A 20,019-nucleotide genomic window follows, 5' to 3' on the forward strand; every position below is an offset into this window, starting at 1 on the left:
GTCTTGAAAACGGATCGGACGGACGCATTTCGGGAACAGAGTTGAATTCGGCGCGCGAAACCGGCCAAAAAAGCGGGGTTTCGCGCAGCAAACAGGCATATCTGGAGATTAGGAAAAATGGGAAAGATCATCGGTATTGACCTCGGCACCACGAACTCGTGCGTCGCCATCATGGAAGGCAACCAGGTCAAGGTCATCGAGAACTCGGAAGGTGCGCGCACCACGCCGTCGATCATCGCGTACATGGACGACAACGAAGTGCTCGTCGGCGCGCCGGCCAAGCGTCAGTCCGTGACCAACCCGAAGAACACGCTGTTCGCGGTGAAGCGCCTGATCGGCCGCCGCTTCGAAGAGAAGGAAGTCCAGAAGGACATCGGCCTGATGCCGTACGCGATCGTCAAGGCCGACAACGGCGACGCCTGGGTCGAAGCGCATGGCGAAAAGCTCGCGCCGCCGCAGGTTTCGGCCGAAGTGCTGCGCAAGATGAAGAAGACGGCCGAAGACTACCTCGGCGAGCCGGTCACGGAAGCCGTGATCACGGTGCCGGCGTACTTCAACGACAGCCAGCGCCAGGCGACCAAGGACGCCGGCCGCATCGCGGGCCTCGAAGTCAAGCGGATCATCAACGAGCCGACCGCGGCTGCGCTCGCGTTCGGCCTCGACAAGGCCGAGAAGGGCGACCGCAAGATCGCCGTGTATGACCTCGGCGGCGGTACCTTCGACGTGTCGATCATCGAGATCGCGGACGTCGACGGCGAAATGCAGTTCGAAGTGCTGTCGACCAACGGCGACACGTTCCTCGGCGGCGAGGACTTCGACCAGCGCATCATCGATTACATCATCGGCGAGTTCAAGAAGGAGCAGGGCGTCGACCTGTCGAAGGACGTGCTCGCGCTGCAGCGCCTGAAGGAAGCGGCCGAAAAGGCGAAGATCGAGCTGTCGTCGAGCCAGCAGACCGAAATCAACCTGCCGTACATCACGGCCGACGCATCGGGCCCGAAGCACTTGAACCTGAAGATCACCCGCGCCAAGCTGGAAGCGCTGGTCGAGGACCTGGTCGAGCGCACGATCGAGCCGTGCCGCATCGCGATCAAGGACGCCGGCGTCAAGGTGTCGGACATCGACGACGTGATCCTGGTCGGCGGCCAGACCCGCATGCCGAAGGTGCAGGAGAAGGTGAAGGAGTTCTTCGGCAAGGATCCGCGCCGTGACGTGAACCCGGACGAAGCCGTCGCCGTCGGCGCGGCGATCCAGGGTCAGGTGCTGTCGGGCGACCGCAAGGACGTGCTGCTGCTCGACGTGACCCCGCTGTCGCTCGGCATCGAGACGCTCGGCGGCGTGATGACGAAGATGATCAGCAAGAACACGACGATCCCGACCAAGCACGCGCAGGTCTACTCGACCGCGGACGACAACCAGAGCGCGGTGACGATCAAGGTGTTCCAGGGCGAACGCGAAATGGCGGCCGGCAACAAGCTGCTCGGCGAGTTCAACCTCGAAGGCATCCCGCCCGCACCGCGCGGCGTGCCGCAGATCGAAGTGACCTTCGACATCGACGCGAACGGCATCCTGCACGTCGGCGCGAAGGACAAGGCGACCGGCAAGGAAAACAAGATCACGATCAAGGCCAACTCGGGTCTGTCCGAGGCGGAAATCGACCAGATGATCAAGGACGCGGAAGCGAACGCGGCGGAAGATCACAAGCTGCGTGAGCTGGCCGATTCGCGCAACCAGGGCGACGCGCTGGTCCACAGCACGAAGAAGGCGCTGACCGAGTACGGCGACAAGCTGGACGCGGGCGAGAAGGAATCGATCGAGGCAGCGATCAAGTCGCTCGAGGACGTGCTGAAGGACACCTCGGCCGACAAGGCGGCGATCGACGCGAAGGTCGAGGAGCTCGGCAAGGTCTCGCAGAAGCTCGGCGAGAAGATGTACGCCGACATGCAGGCCCAGGCGGGTGCGGCCGGCGCGGCGGGTGCAGCGGAAGGCGCGGCGCAGGGCGGCGCGCAACAGGCTGCGGACGACGTCGTCGACGCCGAGTTCAAGGAAGTGAAGAAGGACTGAGCCGGGTTGCCATGGCACCGTACGCCGCGCGCGAGCACCGCGCGCGGCGCGGCTGACAAGCGGTCTGTCTGTCCTTCCTGCCGCTGTGCGATGCGCAGCGGATGGCCGGATCGACTCCACGCCTGGCGGGCTTCGCGGCCCTCCGGGCACATTTGTTTTTTGGCGGGCGCGGCGTGGCCGTCTGCGGACGGGCGTGGCGCCAGACGAGTCGAGAGACTTTACTGCGAGCGAAAGGAGCCGCCCGCGTGCCTCAGGCGCGGACGGCAGTGAATCGATATGGCGAAACGGGATTACTACGAGGTTCTGGGCGTCGCGAAGAACGCGAGCGACGACGAAATCAAGAAGGCGTATCGCAAGCTTGCGATGAAGTATCACCCTGACCGCAATCCGGACAGCAAGGATGCGGAAGAGCATTTCAAGGAGGCGAAGGAAGCCTATGAAATGCTGTCGGACAGCCAGAAGCGGGCAGCGTACGACCAGTACGGCCACGCGGGCGTCGATCCGAACATGGGCGGTGCGGGCGCACAGGGCTTCGGCGGCTTCGCGGATGCGTTCGGCGACATCTTCGGCGACATCTTCGGCCAGGCGGCCGGCGGCGGCCGCGGCGGGCGCGGCGGCCCGCAGGTGTATCGCGGCGCGGACCTGCGCTACAGCATGGAAATCACGCTCGAGCAGGCCGCGCACGGCTACGACACGCAGATTCGCGTGCCGAGTTGGGTGTCGTGCGAGATCTGCCACGGCTCGGGCGCAAAGCCGGGCACCAAGCCCGAGACCTGCCCGACCTGTCACGGCCAGGGCACGGTGCGCATGTCGCAGGGCTTCTTCAGCATCCAGCAGACCTGCCCGAAGTGCCACGGCACCGGCACCTACATCCCGGAACCGTGCGCGCACTGCCACGGTTCGGGCAAGGTGAAGGAAACCAAGACGCTCGAAGTGAAGATCCCGGCCGGGATCGACGACGGGATGCGGATCCGCTCGGCTGGCAACGGCGAGCCGGGCATCAACGGCGGGCCGCCGGGCGACCTGTACGTCGAGATCCACATCAAGCCGCATGCGGTGTTCGAGCGCGACGGCGACGACCTGCATTGCCAGATGCCGATCCCGTTCACGACCGCCGCGCTCGGCGGCGAGATCGAGGTGCCGACGCTGGCCGGCCGCGCGACCTTCCCGGTGACGGAAGGCACGCAGTCGGGCAAGACGTTCCGCCTGCGCGGCAAGGGCATCAAGGGGCTGCGTTCGAGCATCGCGGGCGATCTGTACGTGCATGTGCAGGTCGAGACGCCCGTGAAGCTGACCGAGCACCAGCGCGACCTGCTCAAGCAGTTCGAGAAGTCGCTGGCCGAGGGCGGCGCGCGTCACAGCCCGCAGAGCAAGAGCTGGTTCGACCGTGTGAAGAGCTTCTTCGAGTAACGGCATGACTGAAGGCAGCGGGAGCGCGTCGTTCGCGCTCTTGGACGATTGCGACTCGACCGCGTCCGCGCGGTCGAGTCGTTTGTATTCGGGCTTCGTGCGCGAACGCGTGTGCACCGATCCCGCCCGCCTCGACGAAGTCGATGCGGCGCTCGCGCAGGATCTGCGCGACGGGCTGCATGCGGTGGTCGTCGGCGACTACGAATTCGGACGCAACCTGCAACGGGCGCAGCCGGGCGATGCCCCGCTGCGCTTTTTGCTGTATGCGCGCTGCGAACGGCTGTCGCGCGACGAAGTCGACGCGTGGCTCGCGCGGCAGGATGGCGGCGGCGCCCCGTCGATCGCGGGTGTCGCGCATGTGTCGAAAAGCGTCGCGCGCGATGCGTTCGACGCGGCGATAGACGCGGTGCACGACGCGCTGCGCGCGGGCGACTCGTACCAGGTCAACTACACGTACCGGCTCGATTTCGACGTGTTCGGCACGCCGCTCGCGCTGTACCGGCGGCTGCGCGCGCGCCAGCCGGTGCGCTACGGCGCGCTGATCGCGCTGCCCGATGGCGCGTGGGTCGTGTCGTGCTCGCCCGAGCTGTTCGTCGAGAAGCACGGCGACGTGCTGCGCGCGCGGCCGATGAAGGGCACCGCGCCGCGTTCGGCCGATCCGCAGCAGGATGCGGCGTCCGCCGCGTTCCTCGCGAACGATCCGAAGAACCGTGCCGAAAACGTGATGATCGTCGACCTGCTGCGCAACGACGTGTCGCGGATCGCGCGCACGGGCACGGTGAAGGTGCCGGCGCTGTTCTCGGTCGAGCCGTATGCGTCGGTGTGGCAGATGACGTCGACGGTCGAGGCCGGCTGGCGCGACGGCACGAGCTTCGCGGCGATGCTGCGTGCGCTGTTTCCGTGCGGCTCGATCACCGGCGCGCCGAAGCACAAGACGATGCAGCTGATCGACGCGATCGAGTCGACGCCGCGCGGGCTCTATACGGGCGCGATCGGCTGGCTCGATGCGCCGTCGGACGAGCGCGCGGCAGGGTGCGGCGATTTCTGCCTGTCGGTGGCGATTCGCACGCTGACGCTGGATGCGGCGCAGGCCGAAGCGGAAGCCGGCGCGCCCGCCCCGTCAACCGCATCGGCCGGCCGGCGGCGCGGCACGATGGGCGTCGGCGCGGGCATCGTGCTCGACAGCGTCGCCGCCGACGAATACGCGGAGTGCGAATTGAAGGCACGATTCCTGACCGATGCCGATCCCGGCTTCCAGTTGTTCGAAACGACCTGCGCGACGCGCGCGGACGGGATTCGATATCTCGACCGCCATCTGGCGCGGCTGCAGCGCAGCGCCGACGCATTCGGCTTCCGTTTCGACGCCGATGCGCTGCGCCGCGCGATCGACGCGCGCTGCGCGGCGCTCGACGGCGACGGCGCGTACCGGATGAAGCTCGCGCTGGCGAAGGACGGCGCGGTCGAGATCGTCGCCGCGCCGCTCAAGCCGCTGCCGGCCGGGCCGGTCGGCGTGCTGCTCGCGCCGGCGCACGGCTTCGCGCCGACCCGCGCCGACGATGCGCTGCTGCTGCACAAGACGACGCGGCGCGCCGACTACGATCGCGCGTGGCAGGCGGCCGAGGCGCTCGGCTGCTTCGACATGCTGTTCGTCAACGAGCGCGGCGAGCTGACGGAGGGCGGCCGTTCGAACCTGTTCGTGAAGCTCGACGGGCAGTGGGTGACGCCGCCGCTCGCGTGCGGCGTGCTGCCGGGCGTGATGCGCGGCGTGCTGCTCGACGATCCGGCGTTCGGCGCGATCGAGCGCGTCGTGACGCGCGACGATCTGGCGCGCGCGCAGGCGCTGTTGCTGACCAACGCGCTGCGCGGCGCGCTCGATGCGGTGCTGAAGTAACCGCCGGCGAGTGCGCATCGACAAAAAAGCGCGGCGCCCCGCAAAGGGCGCCGCGCTTTTTTTCGTCGTGCGCCGGCGCATGAATCGCCGACGCGCACCGGCAATCAGAACGCGTGTTCCGGCCCGGGGAACGAACCGTCCTTCACCGCGCGCACATACGCTTCGACCGCAGCCTGGATGCTCGGCTGGCCCTGCATGAAATCCTTCACGAAACGCGGCCGCTTGCCGGGGAAGATCCCGAGCATGTCGTGCAGCACGAGCACCTGCCCGGAGCAGTCCGCACCCGCGCCGATGCCGATCGTCGGGATCTTCAGCATGTGCGTGACTTCGGACGCGACGAGCGTCGGCACCGCTTCGAGCACGACGAGCTGCGCGCCCGCGTCCTCGACCGCACGCGCATCGCGCAGCAGCTGCGCGGCGCCGGCCTCGGTCTTGCCCTGCACCTTGAAGCCGCCGAACGCATGCACCGACTGCGGCGTGAGGCCGATGTGCGCGCACACCGGCACCGAGCGCTCGACCAGGAAGCGGATCGTGTCGGCGAGCCATTCGCCGCCTTCGAGCTTGACCATCTGCGCGCCGGCGCGCATCAGCGCGACCGCGTTCGCGAACGCTTCGGCCGGCGTGCCGTAGGTGCCGAACGGCAGGTCGGCGACGACGAGCGCACGCGGCTGCGCGCGCGCGACGCAGGCGGTGTGATACGCGATGTCGTCGAGCGAGACCGGCAGCGTGGTCGTGTGGCCCTGCAGCACGTTGCCGAGCGAATCGCCGATCAGCAGCACGTCGGTGCCCGCGCGATCGAGCAGCGCGGAGAAGCTCGCGTCGTAGCAGGTGAGCATCGCGATCTTCTCGCCGGCGTCGCGCATCGCCTGCAGCTTCGGCACCGTCACGGCAGGCCGGCTCGATTCCTGGAGGTAGGTCATGGGGAAATCCGGGTCGATGGGTGAAAACGACGGGCGAGGCGACGCTTCAGCGCGTCGTCTCGCCCTTGACGAAGAATTCCTTGCGGCCGCGCATCGTCTCGATGCGCTCGACCAGCAACGCGAAATCCTCGGGGGAGTCCTGCGGATTCAGGTGTTCCGCGGCGACCGTCAGCACCGGCGTGCGGTCGTAGTGGTAGAAGAATTCGTTGTACGCGTCGACGAGCGAGCGCAGGTACGCGTCGCTGATCTGCAGCTCCATCGGCAGCCCGCGCTTCTGGATGCGCGAGAACAGCACTTCCGGGCTCGCCTGCAGGTAGACGACGAGATCGGGCACCGGCGCGCGCGGCACGTCGAGGTGCGTCGCGATCGAGCGATACAGCTGCCACTCGTCTTCCGGCAGGTTCAGCCGCGCGAAGATGTCGTTCTTCTGCGGCATGAAATCGGCGACGACCGGGCGGCCCGTGTCGAGCGCGCCGATCAGCTCGCCGGCCTGCTGCGCGCGCTGCAGCGCGAACGACAGTTGCGTGGGCAACGCATAGCGCGCGGTGTCGCGATAGAAGCGTTCGAGGAACGGGTTGTCCTGCGGGCGTTCGAGCAGCGTCTGCATCGACCAGCGCTCGGCGAGCAGTCGCGCGAGCGTCGTCTTGCCGACGCCGATCGGGCCCTCGATCACCAGATAGCGATGCGGGGCGCGCAGGTCGGGCGCGGTGACGGTCAGCGGGGTGGGGTTCATCGGCAGCGGTTCTTGTCGGTGCCGTCGCCGGCGGCGAGCGCCTTCTGCATCAGGCACTGGCAGGTCTGCACCTTTTCGACGCGCTGATCGGCGACGGCGGCGAGGAACGCGTCGGCGCGGCCGCGCGCGGGGATGTCGAGCGTCGGCTCGATCTCGACGAGCGGGACGAGCGCGAACGCGCGGTCGGTCAGGCGCGGGTGCGGGACGATCAGGTCCGGCTCGTCGATCGCATCGGCGCCGAACAGCAGGATGTCGAGGTCGAGCGTGCGCGGCGCATTGCGATACGGGCGCTCGCGTCCGAAGTGATGTTCGATCTTCTGGCAGAGCGCGAGCAGCTCGCGGGCCGACAGCGTCGTGTCGAGCTTGACGACACAGTTGTAGAAGTCGTCGCCGCCCGCTTCGAACGGCGCCGTGCGATACAGGCTCGATTTGCCGAGGATCGAGATGGTGCGCTGCTGCGCGAGGCACACCACCGCGTCCTTCAGGGTCTGGCGCGCATCGCCGAGATTCGCCCCCAGTCCGATATATGCAACCGTCATGGCATCACTTCCTACGTCGTTCGCCGGCGCGCGCGTCAGTCGTCGGAACCGTTCGAGGCTTCCGGCGCGTGCTCAGCGCCGCCTTCGGCCGGTTTGCGGTTCCGCGCACCGCCGCGGCGGCGCCGCTTGCGGGGCGATTTTTCCTTCGAGCCGCCCTGCGTGAGCAATGCTTCGCGAGCGGCCGCGTCGCCTTCGATGAAATCCGTCCACCACTGTCCGACGTCCTGTTCCAGTTCGCCGGATTCGCAGCGTAACAGGAGGAAATCATACCCCGCTCTAAATCTTTGGTGTTCCAGCAGCCTCAGCGCACTGCGGCCCGAGCGTTTTTCGAGGCGCAGCTGCAGGCCCCAGATCTCGCGCATGTCGGCCGAGTAGCGCTTGTGGATCGCGAGCTTCTCGGTCTGCATGTCGAGCACGTCGTCCATCGCGCGATGCAGCGCGGGCACCGGGAACTCGCCTTCGGCCGTGTACTGCTCGAAGCGCTGGCGCATGTCGTGCCACAGCAGCGTCGCGAACAGGAAGCCCGGCGACACGGGCTTGCCCGCGCGCACGCGCGCATCGGTGTTGTTCAGCGCGAGCGTGATGAACTTCTCGCCCTGCGGCTGTTCGAGCACGACGTCGAGCAGCGGCAGCAGCCCGTGATGCAGCCCTTCCTTGCGCAGCCGCTGCAGGCACGCGAGCGCGTGGCCCGACAGCAGCAGCTTCAGCATCTCGTCGAACAGGCGCGCGGCCGGCACGTTGTTGATCAGGTCGGCGAGCGCGTGGATCGGCTCGCGCGTGTGCGGCTCGATCTCGAAGCCGAGCTTCGCCGCGAAGCGCACGACGCGCAGCATCCGCACCGGATCCTCGCGATAGCGCGTGGCGGGATCGCCGATCATCCGCAGCAGGCGCGCGCGTACGTCGGCCATGCCGTCGTGATAGTCGAGCACCGTCTGCGTCGACGGGTCGTAGTACATCGCGTTGATCGTGAAGTCGCGGCGCGCGGCGTCTTCGTGCTGTTCGCCCCAGACGTTGTCGCGCAGCACGCGGCCGCTGGCGTCGACCGCGTGCGTGCGGCGGTCCAGTTCGTCGCGCTTCAGGCGCTTCGGCGGCTCGGCGGCGGCCGCTTCCGGCGGCGCGTCGACCAGCGCGCGGAACGTCGACACCTCGATCAGCTCCTGGCCGAACTGCACGTGGACGATCTGGAAGCGGCGGCCGATCAGGCGCGCGCGGCGGAACAGGCGCTGCACCTCGGTCGGCGTTGCGTCGGTCGCGACGTCGAAGTCCTTCGGCGCGATGCCGAGCAGCAGGTCGCGCACCGCGCCGCCGACGATGAACGCGCGGAAGCCCGCCTGCTGCAGCGTGTCGGTCACGCGCACGGCGTTGCGCGAGATCAGGGACGGGTCGATGCCGTGCACGCTGGCCGGCACGACGGTCGGCTCGTGGTTGCTGCGCGGCTTCCTTGCGCCGCCGCCGCGGTTCCCCTTGGCGGGGCGCGGGGCGGGGGCCGCTTCGACGGCCGGAGCCGCTGCGGGAGACGTTTGCGCGGCGTCGTCCTGGCCGAGCAGCTTGCGGATGAATTTCTTGATCACGACGTTCAGAAAAGATCGAGGATGCGCCAGCCGCGGTCGCGGGCATGCGCGCGCAGCGTGTCGTCGGGGTTGGTCGCGATCGGGTCGGTGACTTTCTCGAGCAACGGGATGTCGTTGTGCGAATCGCTGTAGAAGTAGCTGCGTGCGAAGTCGTCCCAGTGCTTGCCGAGCGAGGCGAGCCAGGCCTCGGTGCGCACGATCTTGCCTTCGCGATAGCTCGGCGTACCGGTCGGCCGGCCCGTGTACGGCGAATCGGGATGGCCGTCGACCGTCTCGACCTCGCACGCGATCAGCGTCTCGACGCCGAACGCGGACGCGATCGGCCGCGTGATGAATTCGTTGGTCGCGGTGACGATGCAGCACAGGTCGCCCGCGTCGAGGTGCGCGCGCACGAGTTCGAGCGCGGCGGGCGTCATCGCGGGGCGGATCACCTCGTGCATGTACTGCTCGTGCCATTGCGCCAACTGCTCGCGCGAATACTTTGCGAGCGGCGTGAGCATGGCCGTCAGGTACGCGTGGATGTCGAGCTTGCCGGCCTTGTAGTCGGCGAAGAACTGGTCGTTCTGACGCGAGAAGCTTTCCGCGTCGACGATGCCGAGCTTCACCATGAAGCGGCCCCATTCGTGGTCGCTATCGGTCGGGATCAGCGTGTGATCGAGATCAAAGAGTGCCAGATTAGTCATGGAAGCGCATTTTACTCGAAGCGGTTCGGGCCCGTGGGCGGCGGCGCGATGTCGTCGCCCGGACGGGCCAGCATCCGGCGCAGCAGCGGCAGCGTGACGGCGCGCTTCTGTTCGAGCGAGAAGCGGTCGAGCGCGTCGAGCAGCGCCATCAGGCTCGGCATGTCGCGCCGGAAATGGGTGAGCAGGTAGGCTGCGATGTCGTCGGTGAGCGCGATGCCGCGCTCCTTTGCCGCGAGCTTCAGCACGTCGATCTTGCCGGCGTCGGACGGCGGCGACAGATGGAACACGAGCCCCCAGCCGAGGCGCGTGCGCAGATCCTCGCGCACGTCGAGCGCGAGCGGCGCCGCGGGGCCCGCCGCGACGAACGCGCTCGACGGATGCGCGCGGACTTCGTTGAACAGGTTGAACAGCGCGACCTGCTGCGTGTCGCTCATGCGGTCGCAGTCGTCGATCGCGTAGATGCCGATGCGCGGGTCGAACGTGAACGCGCCGAGCGGGCTCTGCGGAGTCAGGTAGCGCGCATAGCCGTACGACGCGTCGCTGACGAGCGCCTGCAGCAGATGGCTGCGGCCGCTGCCGGGTTCGCCCCAGATATAGAACGACCGGTCCGGCACGGGGCCGGCCGCGAGCGCGAGATCGAGCTTCTGCAGCCGCGTGACGAGCTCGCCGTTCTCGCCCGTGATGAAGTTATCGAACGTCGCGGGCGGCGGCGTGCCGAGATCGAGCGTCAGTTGACGGGTCACCATGCGAGTCGATTGAAAAAACGCGTGCCGGGTGCCGGGCACGCACCGGGGAACGCAGTGCGGATGGCGGCACGCGCGGTCGCACGCACGGCGGCGCGGCGCGTGGAGCGCGGCTCGCCGGGCGATGAAAACGGGGACGTGTTGGCCAAGATGCGATCCCTGACGATTCGATGCGGGGAATTCCGGCCAGCGGGCCGGCTTCGGGTAAAATCGCATTTTACCGACCTTCTCGCATTCCCCCATGAATCCTCCGAAATCCGCTCCCGACGCTCAGGGTCTGTCCTACCGCGACGCAGGCGTCGACATCGATGCCGGCGACGCGCTCATCGACAAGATCAAGCCTTTTGCGAAGAAAACCCTGCGCGACGGCGTGCTCGGCGGCATCGGCGGGTTCGGCGCGCTGTTCGAAGTGCCGAAGAAGTACAAGGAGCCGGTGCTCGTGTCGGGCACCGACGGCGTCGGCACCAAGCTCAAGCTCGCGTTTCATCTGAACAAACACGACACGGTCGGCCAGGATCTCGTCGCGATGAGCGTGAACGACATCCTCGTGCAGGGCGCCGAGCCGCTGTTCTTCCTCGACTACTTCGCATGCGGCAAGCTCGACGTCGACACGGCCGCGACCGTCGTCAAGGGCATCGCGCACGGCTGCGAGCTGTCGGGCTGCGCGCTGATCGGCGGCGAGACGGCCGAAATGCCGGGCATGTACCCGGACGGCGAATACGACCTGGCCGGCTTTGCGGTCGGCGCGGTCGAGAAGAGCAAGATCATCGACGGCAGCACGATCGCCGCAGGCGACGTGGTGCTCGGCCTTGCCTCGAGCGGCATCCACTCGAACGGCTTCTCGCTCGTGCGCAAGATCATCGAGCGCGCGAATCCGGACCTGTCGGCCGACTTCCACGGCCGCTCGCTCGCCGACGCGCTGATGGCGCCGACCCGCATCTACGTGAAGCCGCTGCTCGCGCTGATGCAGAAGATCGCGGTGAAGGGCATGGCGCACATCACCGGCGGCGGTCTCGTCGAGAACATTCCGCGCGTGCTGCGCGAAGGCCTGACGGCCGAGCTGGATCAGAACGCATGGCCGCTGCCGCCGCTGTTCAAGTGGCTGCAGGAGCACGGCGGCGTCGCCGATGCGGAAATGCACCGCGTGTTCAACTGCGGGATCGGGATGGCCGTGATCGTCTCGGCGGCGGATGCCGACGCAGCGGTCGCCGACCTGACGGCCGCCGGCGAACAGGTGTGGAAGATCGGCACCGTGCGTGCGAGCCGCGAAGGCGAGGCGCAGACGGTCGTGGTCTGACGCGCCGCTCGCTGCAGATGCAGTATCAGGAAGCCGCCCGGAGTCGATCCGGGCGGCTTTTTTTTCGGGCGCCGCCGTGGCGCCGCTGACGGAGGACGACGATGAGCGAAGACGAACGCGCAATCCGCGAACTGGTGGAAAACTGGTTCGTGTCGAGCCGGCGCGGCGATCTGGCGACCGTGCTCGACCTGATCGCCGACGATGCGATCTTCATGGTGGCGGGCAGGCCGCCGTTCGACAAGTCGGCGTTCGCGGCGGCGTCGCGCGAGGCAAACGCCGGCGGCGGCGATGCACCGAAGGTCGACGGCCGCTACCGGATCGACGAGCTGCGCGTGCTCGGCGACTGGGCGTACATGCGCAATTTCATCGAGATCGAGGCGACGCCGCCGGGCGGCGACACGGTGCGTCGCTCGGGGCATACGCTGACGATCTTTCGCAAGGCCGACGGGCGCTGGCAGCTCGTACGCGATGCGAATCTGGTGACGCTGGTGCAGTGAGCCGCGTGCGTTGGCGAGATCGAACGGCGGTGGCGGATCGTTGCGTGAGCGAAGGCGGATGACCGGCGCGCACGAGCGCGCGCTATCGATCGCCGCTCAGGCGGAGCGGCCGGCCGCGCCTGCCGCGCGCGAGCCGGCCAGCAACGGCGGCACGAACAGGTAAAGCAGCGCGGCCGCGGCCCACACGAAGCCCGGCCAGATGCCGCGCGTCGCCGCGTAGGTGGCCGTGACGAGCAGCGGGCCGGCGACACCGATCAGGCTCGCGACGCTCGCGAGCATGCCCTGCAACTCGCCCTGGCGTGCATCGTCGACCTGGCGCGCGAGCATCGCCTGCAGCGCCGGCAGCGTCATCCCGCCCGCTGCAAAAAGCGGGAGCAGCGCGAACGGCATCCATGCGGCCGTTGCGAACGCGATCGCGACGAGGCCGAGCGCGTCGCCCGCGAGGCCCAGCGCGAGCGCGCGACGTTCGCCGAGGCGCGCGATCAGCGGCCCGATCGCGAACGCCTGGGCGACCGTATGGCACGCGCCGTAGCCGGCGAGCGACAGCCCGGCTACCAGCGTCGACCAGCCGAAGCGCTCCTGGCCGTACAGGATCCACAGCGTCGCGGGCGCCTGCGACACCAGCGCGACGATCACGTAGATGCCGACCAGCGGTACGAGCGCCGGGCCGCCGCTCAGCCGCCGCAGGCTCGCGAACGGGTTGAGGCCGGCGCCGGGGCGCTTGTCGCGCGCGGACGGCGGACGCGACTCCGGCAGCACGCGCCAGACCAGCGCGAGATTCAATGCGTTGAGCAGCGCGGCCGCCGCAAACGGCGCACGCAGATCCCACGCGCCGACCACACCGCCGATCAGCGGTCCCGCAATGAAGCCGATGCCCATCATCGCGCCCAGTTGGCCGAAGCGCCGGGCGCGATCGGGCTCGGCCGTCACGTCGGTCACGTAGGCGGTCGCGACCGCGGCGTTCGCGCCGGTGACGCCCGCAATCAGCCGGCCTGCGTAAAACCACGCGAGCGTCGGCGCGCACGCCATCAGCAGATAGTCGAGCGCGGCGCCCGCGAGCGACGCGACCAGCACCGGACGGCGGCCGAAGCGGTCGCTCAGTGCGCCGAGCAGCGGTGCGCACAGGAACTGCGCGAACGCGTACAGCGCGAGCAGCATCCCGTAATGGGCGTCGGTGCTGCCCGTGCCGGCGAGCGAGCGCAGCAGCCCCGGCAGGATCGGCATCACGATCCCGACGCCGATCGCGTCGAGCAGCACCGTCGTCAGGATGGCAATCAGGGAAGGATTCAAGGCGTTCACTCTATCGGTGATAGAGTGGGGATTATTTCACAACTTTCCCTATCGGTGATAGAGATGAAGGACGCAGGTGCGCGACTGACGCGCGACACGGTGTTGCGGGCAGCGCTCGAATTGCTGAACGAAGCGGGGATCGATGCGCTGTCGACGCGACGGCTGGCGGAGCGGCTGGGCGTGCAGTCGCCGACGCTGTACTGGCATTTCCGCAACAAGGGCGAACTGCTCGAAGCGATGGCCGAGGCGATCATGCTCGAGCGCCACGACGCGTCGATGCCGAAACCGGGCGACGCGTGGGACACATGGCTGGTTGCCAATGCATGCAGTTTCCGCGACGCGCTGCTCGCTTATCGAGACGGCGCGCGACTGCACGCCGGCACGCGGCCGCGCGACCTGCATTTCGCCTCGATCGAGCGCAAGCTCGCGCTGCTGTGCGATGCGGGATTCACGCCCGACGAAGCGGTCGACCTGATGTACGGAATCGGCCGCTTCGTGGTCGGGTGGGTGCTGGAGGAACAGGCCGAGCCGGACGAGGATGCCGACGCGCCGGTGCCGGATGCGGCCGAGTATCCGTTGCTCGCGCAGGGCTGGGCCGCGCTGCGCGAGCGGGGGCGCGACGATGCGTTCGCGCGGGGGATTGCGTTCATGGTCGAGGGGGCGCAGGCGCGCCTCGCGGGACGCGTGTGACGCGGCACGCCGTGCATTCCTATGCCGTACGGCCAGTCCCGATCTCCAGGTCAATTCCGAGATGCCGGCGCGGCTAAACTGGTCGCGAAGTCTCGCTTCCCGATCGGCGCATGTCGAACGCAGCGTCCTTCGCGCGGCAGGTCGAGCACATCGCCCGGCTCGTCGCGAGGGGGCGGAAGCGGGACGAAGGTTCACGAAACTTCGACCGCAACCCGCTCACCGAAGGAGTCGAACATGGCCAAGGCCGAACCTCGCTCGCGTCGCAAGGCGCGCCCGCCGTGCGATCCGGGCACCGTATTCCAGATGGTCCTTCGCAGCACGCCGGAGCGGCCCAAAAAAGGCTGGCCGTACCTGCCCTGGATGCACGTGGTCGATGCGCATTTGAAGCTGTTCGGATTCGAGCCGGGCGATCGCGTCTTCCTCGAAATCAATCACGCCACGCGGCAAATCAATATCTCGCCCGATTACAGCGCGCTCGCGCAGCGGGAGCAGCCGTATCATCGGCACGGCGAGCAGGAACAGAAAGGCGAACCATGACGAGCCCGATTCGATTCCGCGTTCGACCGGTATTTCACGGCAGCGATCTTCTGGTCGAGGTGCTTGACGACCATCGCGCGGCGGATTTTCCGGACGTCGCCGCCATCCTGCGGGACGCGCTGCATGCTGTTCGTGTCGCGCATCCTGACGGTCTCGACGACCCGGCGGTCGCCTTGTCCCAGGACCGCTATTTCAGCTACTGGACGTATGACCGGGGCGGCTACGAGATCGACGACGATATCTGGGCGCTGTTCGTCACTGCGTCGATCGACAACGCGTCCGTCGTCGCCGACATCGAGCGGGCGCTCGTGTCGACCGGGAGGTTCGTCAAGGAAGACGTGGATGCGTCCGCGTGAGTCGAGGCGATCCGGGATCGCCGCATCCGCGGAAGGCGGCCCGCCACCTCAACCGGCCGACCCATCCTCCAGCACCCGCTCGAGCGCATCGACCGCCCGCTCGGTCGAATCCTCCGCGACACAATCCACAACGATCCTTTCCGGCATCGATCGCAGCCACGTGATCTGCCGCTTGCACAGCTGGCGCGTCGCGAAAATGCCCTTGTCGCGCATCGTCCGATAATCGGTTTCCCCGTCGAGGAATTCCCAGGCCTGCCGGTAGCCGACACAGCGCATCGACGGCAAGCCGGGATGCAGATCCTCGCGCCGGCGCAGCCGCTCGACCTCGTCGATAAAGCCCGCGTCGAGCATCGCGTCGAACCGCCGCGCAATCCGCGCATGCAGCACGGCACGATCCGACGGCTCCAGCGCGACCGGCACGAAGCGATACGCGGCCGCCGGATCGTCCGCGCGCGGCGGCGCGGCGAGCAGCGCCGACATCGGCTGCCCGCTCAGCATGAAGATTTCGAGCGCACGCTGGATCCGCTGCGAATCGTTCGGCGCGAGCCGCGCCGCCGTCGCGGGATCGACCTGCGCGAGCCGCGCGTGAAGCGCCGGCCAGCCGTCGCGCGCGGCCTCGGCATCGAGCTCCGCGCGCACCGCCGGATCGGCGGAGGGCAGATCGTTGAGCCCCTGCGTCAGCGCCTTGTAGTAGAGCATCGTGCCGCCGGCGAGTAGCGGCGTGCGGCCGCGCGCGACGATCTCGCCGATCGCGCGCAGCGCATCCGCGCGGAAATCGGCCGCCGAATACGCATCGGCCGGGTCGATGATGTCGATCAGATGATGCGGCACGCTCGCGCGCTCGTCGCGCGTCGGCTTCGCGGTGCCGATATCCATGTCGCGATAGACGAGCGCCGAATCGACGCTGACGATCTCGATCGGATGGTGCGCGGCCAGCGCCAGCGCGGCGGCCGTCTTCCCCGAAGCGGTGGGGCCGAGCAGGCAGGCGATCGTCGTCGGGCGGGACTGCGTTGAAACGTTCATTGCCCGCGCATGAAAAGGCGGTCGAGGTCGTTCAGCGTGAGCTGATACCAGGTCGGCCGGCCGTGATTGCATTGGTCCGCGCGTTCGGTTGCTTCCATCTGGCGCAGCAGCGCGTTCATCTCGTCGAGCGTCAGGCGCCGGTTCGCGCGCACCGCGTGATGGCAGGCGAGCGTGCCGAGCAGTTCGTGCTGGCGCTCGGTGAGCACGCGTGAACCGCCGAACGCGTGCAGGTCGGCGAGCACCGCGCGCGCGAGCGCATGCAGATCGGCGTCCTTCAGCAGCGCGGGCACTGCACGGATCGCGAGCGTCGTCGGCGACAGCACCGCGAGGTCGAAGCCGAGCGATTCCAGCGTGTCGCGCTCTTCCTCGACGGTGCCGATCTCGACCGGCGTCGCCGTCATCGACACCGGCAGCAGCAACGGCTGCACGGCAACCGTGCGGTCGGCGAGCGCGTTCTTGAACTGTTCGTACAGGATCCGCTCGTGCGCCGCGTGCATGTCGACGATCACCAGGCCGTGCGCGTTCTGCGCGAGCACGTAGATGCCGTGAATCTGGCCGAGCGCGAAGCCGAGCGGCTGCTCGTCGTGCGCGGTGCCGACGATCGGCGCGGGCGTGAAGCCCGACAGCGGCGCGGCCGGCACGTCGGCCGAGTCTGTCGCGACGACCGTCGTACCGGCGGAGGTGCCCGCGCCCGTGTCCTTGCGGCCGAACAGCGCATCGTAGAGCGCGAGCGGCTGCGCGACCGGCAGCGTGCCTTGCGTCATGCGCGCCTGGCGCATCCACGTGTTGCCGGCCGATGACGAGGATGACGACGCCGGCGGCCGGAAGCCGCCGCCCGCCGCCTGACTCTGGCCGAGCGGCGTGGCCTGGAACGATGCGGGCCCGCGCGGGCTGGGCTCGATATGCGCGGCGTGGCCGCCCGCGGTGGTTTCCGGCGACGCGCCCGCGTGCCGCGCGAGCGCGCGCTGCACCGCATGGAACACATACTGGTGGATCGAGCGCGAGTCGCGGAACCGCACCTCGATCTTCGACGGGTGCACGTTCACGTCGACGGCCTCGGGCGGCAGGTCGAGGAACAGCACGTACGACGGGTAGCGGTCGCCGTGCAGCACGTCCTCGTAGGCCGCGCGCACCGCGTGCGTCAGCAGCTTGTCGCGCACGAAGCGGCCGTTGACGAAGAAATACTGCTGGTCGGCGCGGCCGCGGCTCGCGGTCGGCAGGCCCGCGCAGCCGTAGACGGCGAGCGGGCCGGCCTGCTCGTCGAGCGGCAGGTGGGCGGTCGCGAAACCGTCGCCGAGGATCTTCGCGACGCGCTGCGCGGGTTCGGTCGCGTTCCAGTGCTCGACGGCCTTGCCGTTGTGCAGCACCGAGATCGCGACGTCCGGCCGCGCGAGCGCCGCGCGGCGGATCATTTCCAGGCAGTGGCCGAACTCGGTCTGCTCGCTCTTCAGGAACTTGCGCCGCGCGGGCGTGTTGAAGTACAACTCGCGCACCTCGATCGTCGTGCCGACCGCACCGGCGGCCGGCGACAGCGCGCCCGTCTGCGCATCGATCTTGGTCGCATGCGCGACGTCGGCGGTGCGGCTCGTGATCGACATCTCGGCGACCGACGCGATCGACGCCAGCGCTTCGCCGCGGAACCCGAGCGTCGCGACCGCTTCGAGTTCCTCGAGCGAGCGGATCTTGCTGGTCGCGTGGCGCATCAGCGCGAGCGGCAGTTCGTCGGGCGGAATCCCGCAGCCGTCGTCGGTGATCGAGATGCGCTTGACGCCGCCTTCCTCGAGCACGATGCGCAGCGTCGTCGCGCCGGCGTCCATCGCGTTCTCGAGCAGTTCCTTGACGACCGACGCCGGACGTTCGACGACCTCGCCGGCCGCGATCTGGCTGATCAACTGGTCGGGCAGGGGCTGGATCGCGCGCAGCGGGCGCGGAGCAGGGGCGGGCGCGGCGCCCGCGGCCGTTTCGGTGAATTCGGACATGGCCGAATTATAGCGAGGCGGCGCACGCTTGCCGGGCCGCCGGGCGGTTACGTTTTTTCACGGAGCCTTAAGGTAGTTTCGGTATGATGGCTGCGTCGCGCGCACCGGCCTTGCCGGGCGGCCGTTTTAGCCCTTGTGGCCGTTCGGGCCCTTTCGCTTTCGAGGAATCGCATTTGGATACGCTGCTTCATTTCGTCAACCTGGTCCTGCACATCGACGCATTCCTCGGCGATTTCATCCGGCAGTACGGCGCGTGGGTTTACCTCGTGCTGTTCCTGATCGTGTTCTGCGAGACCGGGCTCGTCGTGTTCCCGTTCCTGCCCGGCGATTCGCTGCTGTTCATCGGCGGCGCGTTTGCCGCGTCCGGCGAAATGAGCGTCGGCGTGCTGATCGTGCTGCTGCTGGTGGCGGCGATCAGCGGCAACACGGTCAACTACCTGATCGGCCGCTGGATCGGCCCGAAGGTGTTCAATACGCATATTCCGGTGCTCGAGCGCTTCCTCGATCGCGCGGCGCTGCAGAAAACCCACACCTTCTACGACAAGCACGGCGGCAAGACGATCGTGCTCGCGCGCTTCATTCCGGTCGTGCGGACCTTCGCGCCGTTCGTGGCTGGCGCCTCGGCAATGAGCGCGACGCGCTTCCAGCTGTTCAACGTGCTCGGCGCGCTGCTGTGGGTGCTGCTGCTCGTGCTGCTCGGCTACTTCTTCGGCAACATCCCGTTCATCCGCCAGTACCTGAACGTGATCGTGCTGGCTGGCATCGGCGCGGCGGTGGTGCCGGTCGCGATCGGCGCGCTGTGGAAACTGGTGCGCGGGCGGCAGGGCGGGACGCCGAAGGCGGGCGGGCGCTGAGCCGACGCTTTATCCGTGCTTCGCAATGAAAGCGTGGCAGCCCAGGGCTGCCACGCTTTTTTTTCATCCGTGCCGTTCGGCTGCCGTGCCCGTCAGGTATTGCGATGGGAGATCGGCGTTTCGGGCGTCGGGTAGCCGGCCTCGCGGAACGTCTCCAGGATCACGCGATTGGTGTCGCAGTAGACCTGCCAGTAGTTCTCGGGTTGCGTCGACGGGCGCACGAACAACAGCGGGCCTTCCGGCGTGAACTGCAGCACGCCGACGTCGGGCGCCGGCACCTTCATCACGTTCGGGATCAACTGGATCTGCGTCTTCAGGCGGTTGATCGCGTCGGCGGCGTCGACGCTGTTCGCGATCTTCGCGGTCAGGTCGACGCGGCGGTGCGGCGTCGCGCTGTAGTTGGCGATGTTGTCCGAGAAGATCTTGTTGTTGCCGACGATCGTCACGACGTTGTCGGCGGTGATGATCGTCGTGCCGAACAGGCCGAGCTCCTTCACCGTGCCGGTGACGCCGCCCGCGCTGATCACGTCGCCGATCTTGAACGGACGCAGCACCTGCATGAACACGCCGGCGGCGAAATGCGCGAGCAGACCGCCCCAGGCCGTGCCGATCGCGAGGCCGAGACCGGCGAGCAGTGCGGCGAACGACGTGGTCTGTACGCCGAAAAGCTGCAGGATCGCGAGGATCAGCAGGATCGTCAGCAGCACGCTGACGACCGAGGTCAGGTAATCCGCGAGCGTCGGGTCGACCTTGCCGCTGCGGCGCACGACCTTGCCGAGCAGGCGCGTGCCGATGCGGATCGCCCAGCGGCCGATGAACCATAGTGCGATCGCGGCGAGGAGGTTGAGGGCGAGGTCGAGGCCGCGGGTCATCAGGAATTGTTGGGCGGTGGCGAGGTTTGGCATGGGGGCTCCGTGGCGGGTTGAAGGGCGGCCGGTGGCC

19 protein-coding genes are annotated in these 20,019 nt (G+C 68.1%); 9 read left to right on the forward strand and 10 right to left on the reverse strand.

Features of this window, described 5'->3' with window-relative positions:
• Positions 1 to 117 precede the first annotated feature (117 nt).
• The 3 genes from dnaK to pabB all read left to right on the forward strand — a co-directional run bounded on the left by dnaK (position 118) and on the right by pabB (position 5,365).
• Positions 118 to 2,064 carry a molecular chaperone DnaK gene (gene dnaK, locus WS57_RS21215; protein WP_009693601.1) on the forward strand — a complete coding sequence of 649 codons (1,947 nt, stop codon included), beginning with the start codon at positions 118 to 120 and terminating at the stop codon, positions 2,062 to 2,064.
• A 276-nt stretch (positions 2,065 to 2,340) separates the two neighbouring features.
• Positions 2,341 to 3,474 carry a molecular chaperone DnaJ gene (dnaJ, locus tag WS57_RS21220; RefSeq protein ID WP_009693602.1) on the forward strand — a complete coding sequence of 378 codons (1,134 nt, stop codon included), beginning with the start codon at positions 2,341 to 2,343 and terminating at the stop codon, positions 3,472 to 3,474.
• Between the two features lie 4 nt (positions 3,475 to 3,478).
• Positions 3,479 to 5,365: an aminodeoxychorismate synthase component I gene (gene pabB, locus WS57_RS21225; protein ID WP_069244795.1), complete on the forward strand. Its 1,887-nt coding sequence runs from the start codon at positions 3,479 to 3,481 to the stop codon at positions 5,363 to 5,365.
• 104 nt (positions 5,366 to 5,469) lie between these two features.
• On the opposite strand, the gene panB is transcribed toward pabB, so the two are convergent.
• The 6 genes from panB to hda are packed head-to-tail and all read right to left on the reverse strand — an operon-like array spanning position 5,470 to position 10,557.
• Complete coding sequence (panB, locus tag WS57_RS21230; RefSeq protein WP_009690782.1) at positions 5,470 to 6,285, reverse strand: 3-methyl-2-oxobutanoate hydroxymethyltransferase; 816 nt, start codon at positions 6,283 to 6,285, stop codon at positions 5,470 to 5,472.
• A 46-nt stretch (positions 6,286 to 6,331) separates the two neighbouring features.
• Positions 6,332 to 7,018, reverse strand: a complete 687-nt coding sequence (locus WS57_RS21235; protein WP_009690783.1) for a deoxynucleoside kinase — start codon at positions 7,016 to 7,018, stop codon at positions 6,332 to 6,334.
• Complete coding sequence (folK, locus tag WS57_RS21240) at positions 7,015 to 7,557, reverse strand: 2-amino-4-hydroxy-6-hydroxymethyldihydropteridine diphosphokinase (RefSeq protein ID WP_040126693.1); 543 nt, start codon at positions 7,555 to 7,557, stop codon at positions 7,015 to 7,017. The genes WS57_RS21235 and folK overlap by 4 nt, the downstream gene beginning before the upstream one ends.
• Before the next feature lie 35 nt (positions 7,558 to 7,592).
• On the reverse strand, positions 7,593 to 9,128 hold the full coding sequence (pcnB, locus tag WS57_RS21245) for a polynucleotide adenylyltransferase PcnB (protein WP_060250192.1): 1,536 nt from the start codon (positions 9,126 to 9,128) through the stop codon (positions 7,593 to 7,595).
• A 5-nt stretch (positions 9,129 to 9,133) separates the two neighbouring features.
• The gene (locus WS57_RS21250) at positions 9,134 to 9,811 is read right to left on the reverse strand and encodes an HAD family hydrolase (RefSeq protein ID WP_009690787.1); all 678 of its coding nucleotides are present in this window, start codon (positions 9,809 to 9,811) and stop codon (positions 9,134 to 9,136) included.
• 11 nt (positions 9,812 to 9,822) lie between these two features.
• On the reverse strand, positions 9,823 to 10,557 hold the full coding sequence (hda, locus tag WS57_RS21255; protein ID WP_009690788.1) for a DnaA regulatory inactivator Hda: 735 nt from the start codon (positions 10,555 to 10,557) through the stop codon (positions 9,823 to 9,825).
• A 238-nt stretch (positions 10,558 to 10,795) separates the two neighbouring features.
• On the opposite strand from hda, the gene purM reads away from it, so the two are divergent.
• Together purM and WS57_RS21265 are read left to right on the forward strand one after the other, a co-directional pair.
• On the forward strand, positions 10,796 to 11,851 hold the full coding sequence (purM, locus tag WS57_RS21260) for a phosphoribosylformylglycinamidine cyclo-ligase (RefSeq protein ID WP_059513079.1): 1,056 nt from the start codon (positions 10,796 to 10,798) through the stop codon (positions 11,849 to 11,851).
• 101 nt (positions 11,852 to 11,952) lie between these two features.
• Positions 11,953 to 12,348, forward strand: a complete 396-nt coding sequence (locus WS57_RS21265; protein WP_069244796.1) for a YybH family protein — start codon at positions 11,953 to 11,955, stop codon at positions 12,346 to 12,348.
• 96 nt (positions 12,349 to 12,444) lie between these two features.
• Here the strand turns inward: WS57_RS21265 and tet are convergent, their stop codons facing one another.
• On the reverse strand, positions 12,445 to 13,638 hold the full coding sequence (gene tet, locus WS57_RS21270; RefSeq protein WP_069244797.1) for a Tet(A)/Tet(B)/Tet(C) family tetracycline efflux MFS transporter: 1,194 nt from the start codon (positions 13,636 to 13,638) through the stop codon (positions 12,445 to 12,447).
• 63 nt (positions 13,639 to 13,701) lie between these two features.
• Between tet and tetR the strand changes: the two genes are divergently transcribed.
• From tetR to WS57_RS21285, 3 genes are all read left to right on the forward strand, one after another.
• Positions 13,702 to 14,328 (forward strand): tetracycline resistance transcriptional repressor TetR, encoded by a 627-nt coding sequence (tetR, locus tag WS57_RS21275; RefSeq protein WP_059513075.1) that lies wholly within the window; start codon positions 13,702 to 13,704, stop codon positions 14,326 to 14,328.
• Positions 14,329 to 14,562: 234 nt separating this feature from the next.
• Positions 14,563 to 14,865 carry a hypothetical protein gene (locus WS57_RS21280; protein ID WP_059513073.1) on the forward strand — a complete coding sequence of 101 codons (303 nt, stop codon included), beginning with the start codon at positions 14,563 to 14,565 and terminating at the stop codon, positions 14,863 to 14,865.
• Positions 14,862 to 15,221: a hypothetical protein gene (locus tag WS57_RS21285; protein ID WP_069244798.1), complete on the forward strand. Its 360-nt coding sequence runs from the start codon at positions 14,862 to 14,864 to the stop codon at positions 15,219 to 15,221. The genes WS57_RS21280 and WS57_RS21285 overlap by 4 nt, the downstream gene beginning before the upstream one ends.
• 48 nt (positions 15,222 to 15,269) lie before the next feature.
• On the opposite strand, the gene miaA is transcribed toward WS57_RS21285, so the two are convergent.
• Together miaA and mutL are read right to left on the reverse strand one after the other, a co-directional pair.
• The gene (miaA, locus tag WS57_RS21290; protein WP_069244799.1) at positions 15,270 to 16,244 is read right to left on the reverse strand and encodes a tRNA (adenosine(37)-N6)-dimethylallyltransferase MiaA; all 975 of its coding nucleotides are present in this window, start codon (positions 16,242 to 16,244) and stop codon (positions 15,270 to 15,272) included.
• Positions 16,241 to 18,223, reverse strand: a complete 1,983-nt coding sequence (mutL, locus tag WS57_RS21295) for a DNA mismatch repair endonuclease MutL (RefSeq protein WP_069244800.1) — start codon at positions 18,221 to 18,223, stop codon at positions 16,241 to 16,243. Before mutL ends, miaA begins: the two co-directional genes overlap by 4 nt.
• Positions 18,224 to 18,396: 173 nt before the next feature.
• Between mutL and WS57_RS21300 the strand changes: the two genes are divergently transcribed.
• Positions 18,397 to 19,077, forward strand: coding sequence for a DedA family protein (locus WS57_RS21300; protein WP_009689963.1), 681 nt, complete (start codon positions 18,397 to 18,399; stop codon positions 19,075 to 19,077).
• A 92-nt stretch (positions 19,078 to 19,169) separates the two neighbouring features.
• On the opposite strand, the gene WS57_RS21305 is transcribed toward WS57_RS21300, so the two are convergent.
• Positions 19,170 to 19,982, reverse strand: coding sequence for a mechanosensitive ion channel family protein (locus tag WS57_RS21305; protein WP_009689964.1), 813 nt, complete (start codon positions 19,980 to 19,982; stop codon positions 19,170 to 19,172).
• Positions 19,983 to 20,019 lie beyond the last annotated feature (37 nt).

The sequence above is a fragment of the Burkholderia pseudomultivorans genome, from assembly GCF_001718415.1.
Taxonomy (GTDB): domain Bacteria; phylum Pseudomonadota; class Gammaproteobacteria; order Burkholderiales; family Burkholderiaceae; genus Burkholderia; species Burkholderia pseudomultivorans_A.

Excerpts from the sequence above, each read along its gene's own strand:
- folK (WP_040126693.1), bottom strand. The coding sequence starts at position 7,557 with ATGACGGTTGCATATATCGGACTGGGGGCGAATCTCGGCGATGCGCGC.
- hda (WP_009690788.1), bottom strand. The coding sequence starts at position 10,557 with ATGGTGACCCGTCAACTGACGCTCGATCTCGGCACGCCGCCGCCCGCG.
- WS57_RS21305 (WP_009689964.1), bottom strand. The coding sequence starts at position 19,982 with ATGCCAAACCTCGCCACCGCCCAACAATTCCTGATGACCCGCGGCCTC.
- tetR (WP_059513075.1), top strand. The coding sequence starts at position 13,702 with ATGAAGGACGCAGGTGCGCGACTGACGCGCGACACGGTGTTGCGGGCA.
- purM (WP_059513079.1), top strand. The coding sequence starts at position 10,796 with ATGAATCCTCCGAAATCCGCTCCCGACGCTCAGGGTCTGTCCTACCGC.
- dnaK (WP_009693601.1), top strand. The coding sequence starts at position 118 with ATGGGAAAGATCATCGGTATTGACCTCGGCACCACGAACTCGTGCGTC.
- WS57_RS21250 (WP_009690787.1), bottom strand. The coding sequence starts at position 9,811 with ATGACTAATCTGGCACTCTTTGATCTCGATCACACGCTGATCCCGACC.
- WS57_RS21235 (WP_009690783.1), bottom strand. The coding sequence starts at position 7,018 with ATGAACCCCACCCCGCTGACCGTCACCGCGCCCGACCTGCGCGCCCCG.
- WS57_RS21265 (WP_069244796.1), top strand. The coding sequence starts at position 11,953 with ATGAGCGAAGACGAACGCGCAATCCGCGAACTGGTGGAAAACTGGTTC.
- mutL (WP_069244800.1), bottom strand. The coding sequence starts at position 18,223 with ATGTCCGAATTCACCGAAACGGCCGCGGGCGCCGCGCCCGCCCCTGCT.
- miaA (WP_069244799.1), bottom strand. The coding sequence starts at position 16,244 with ATGAACGTTTCAACGCAGTCCCGCCCGACGACGATCGCCTGCCTGCTC.
- pabB (WP_069244795.1), top strand. The coding sequence starts at position 3,479 with ATGACTGAAGGCAGCGGGAGCGCGTCGTTCGCGCTCTTGGACGATTGC.
- WS57_RS21280 (WP_059513073.1), top strand. The coding sequence starts at position 14,563 with ATGGCCAAGGCCGAACCTCGCTCGCGTCGCAAGGCGCGCCCGCCGTGC.
- panB (WP_009690782.1), bottom strand. The coding sequence starts at position 6,285 with ATGACCTACCTCCAGGAATCGAGCCGGCCTGCCGTGACGGTGCCGAAG.
- WS57_RS21285 (WP_069244798.1), top strand. The coding sequence starts at position 14,862 with ATGACGAGCCCGATTCGATTCCGCGTTCGACCGGTATTTCACGGCAGC.
- dnaJ (WP_009693602.1), top strand. The coding sequence starts at position 2,341 with ATGGCGAAACGGGATTACTACGAGGTTCTGGGCGTCGCGAAGAACGCG.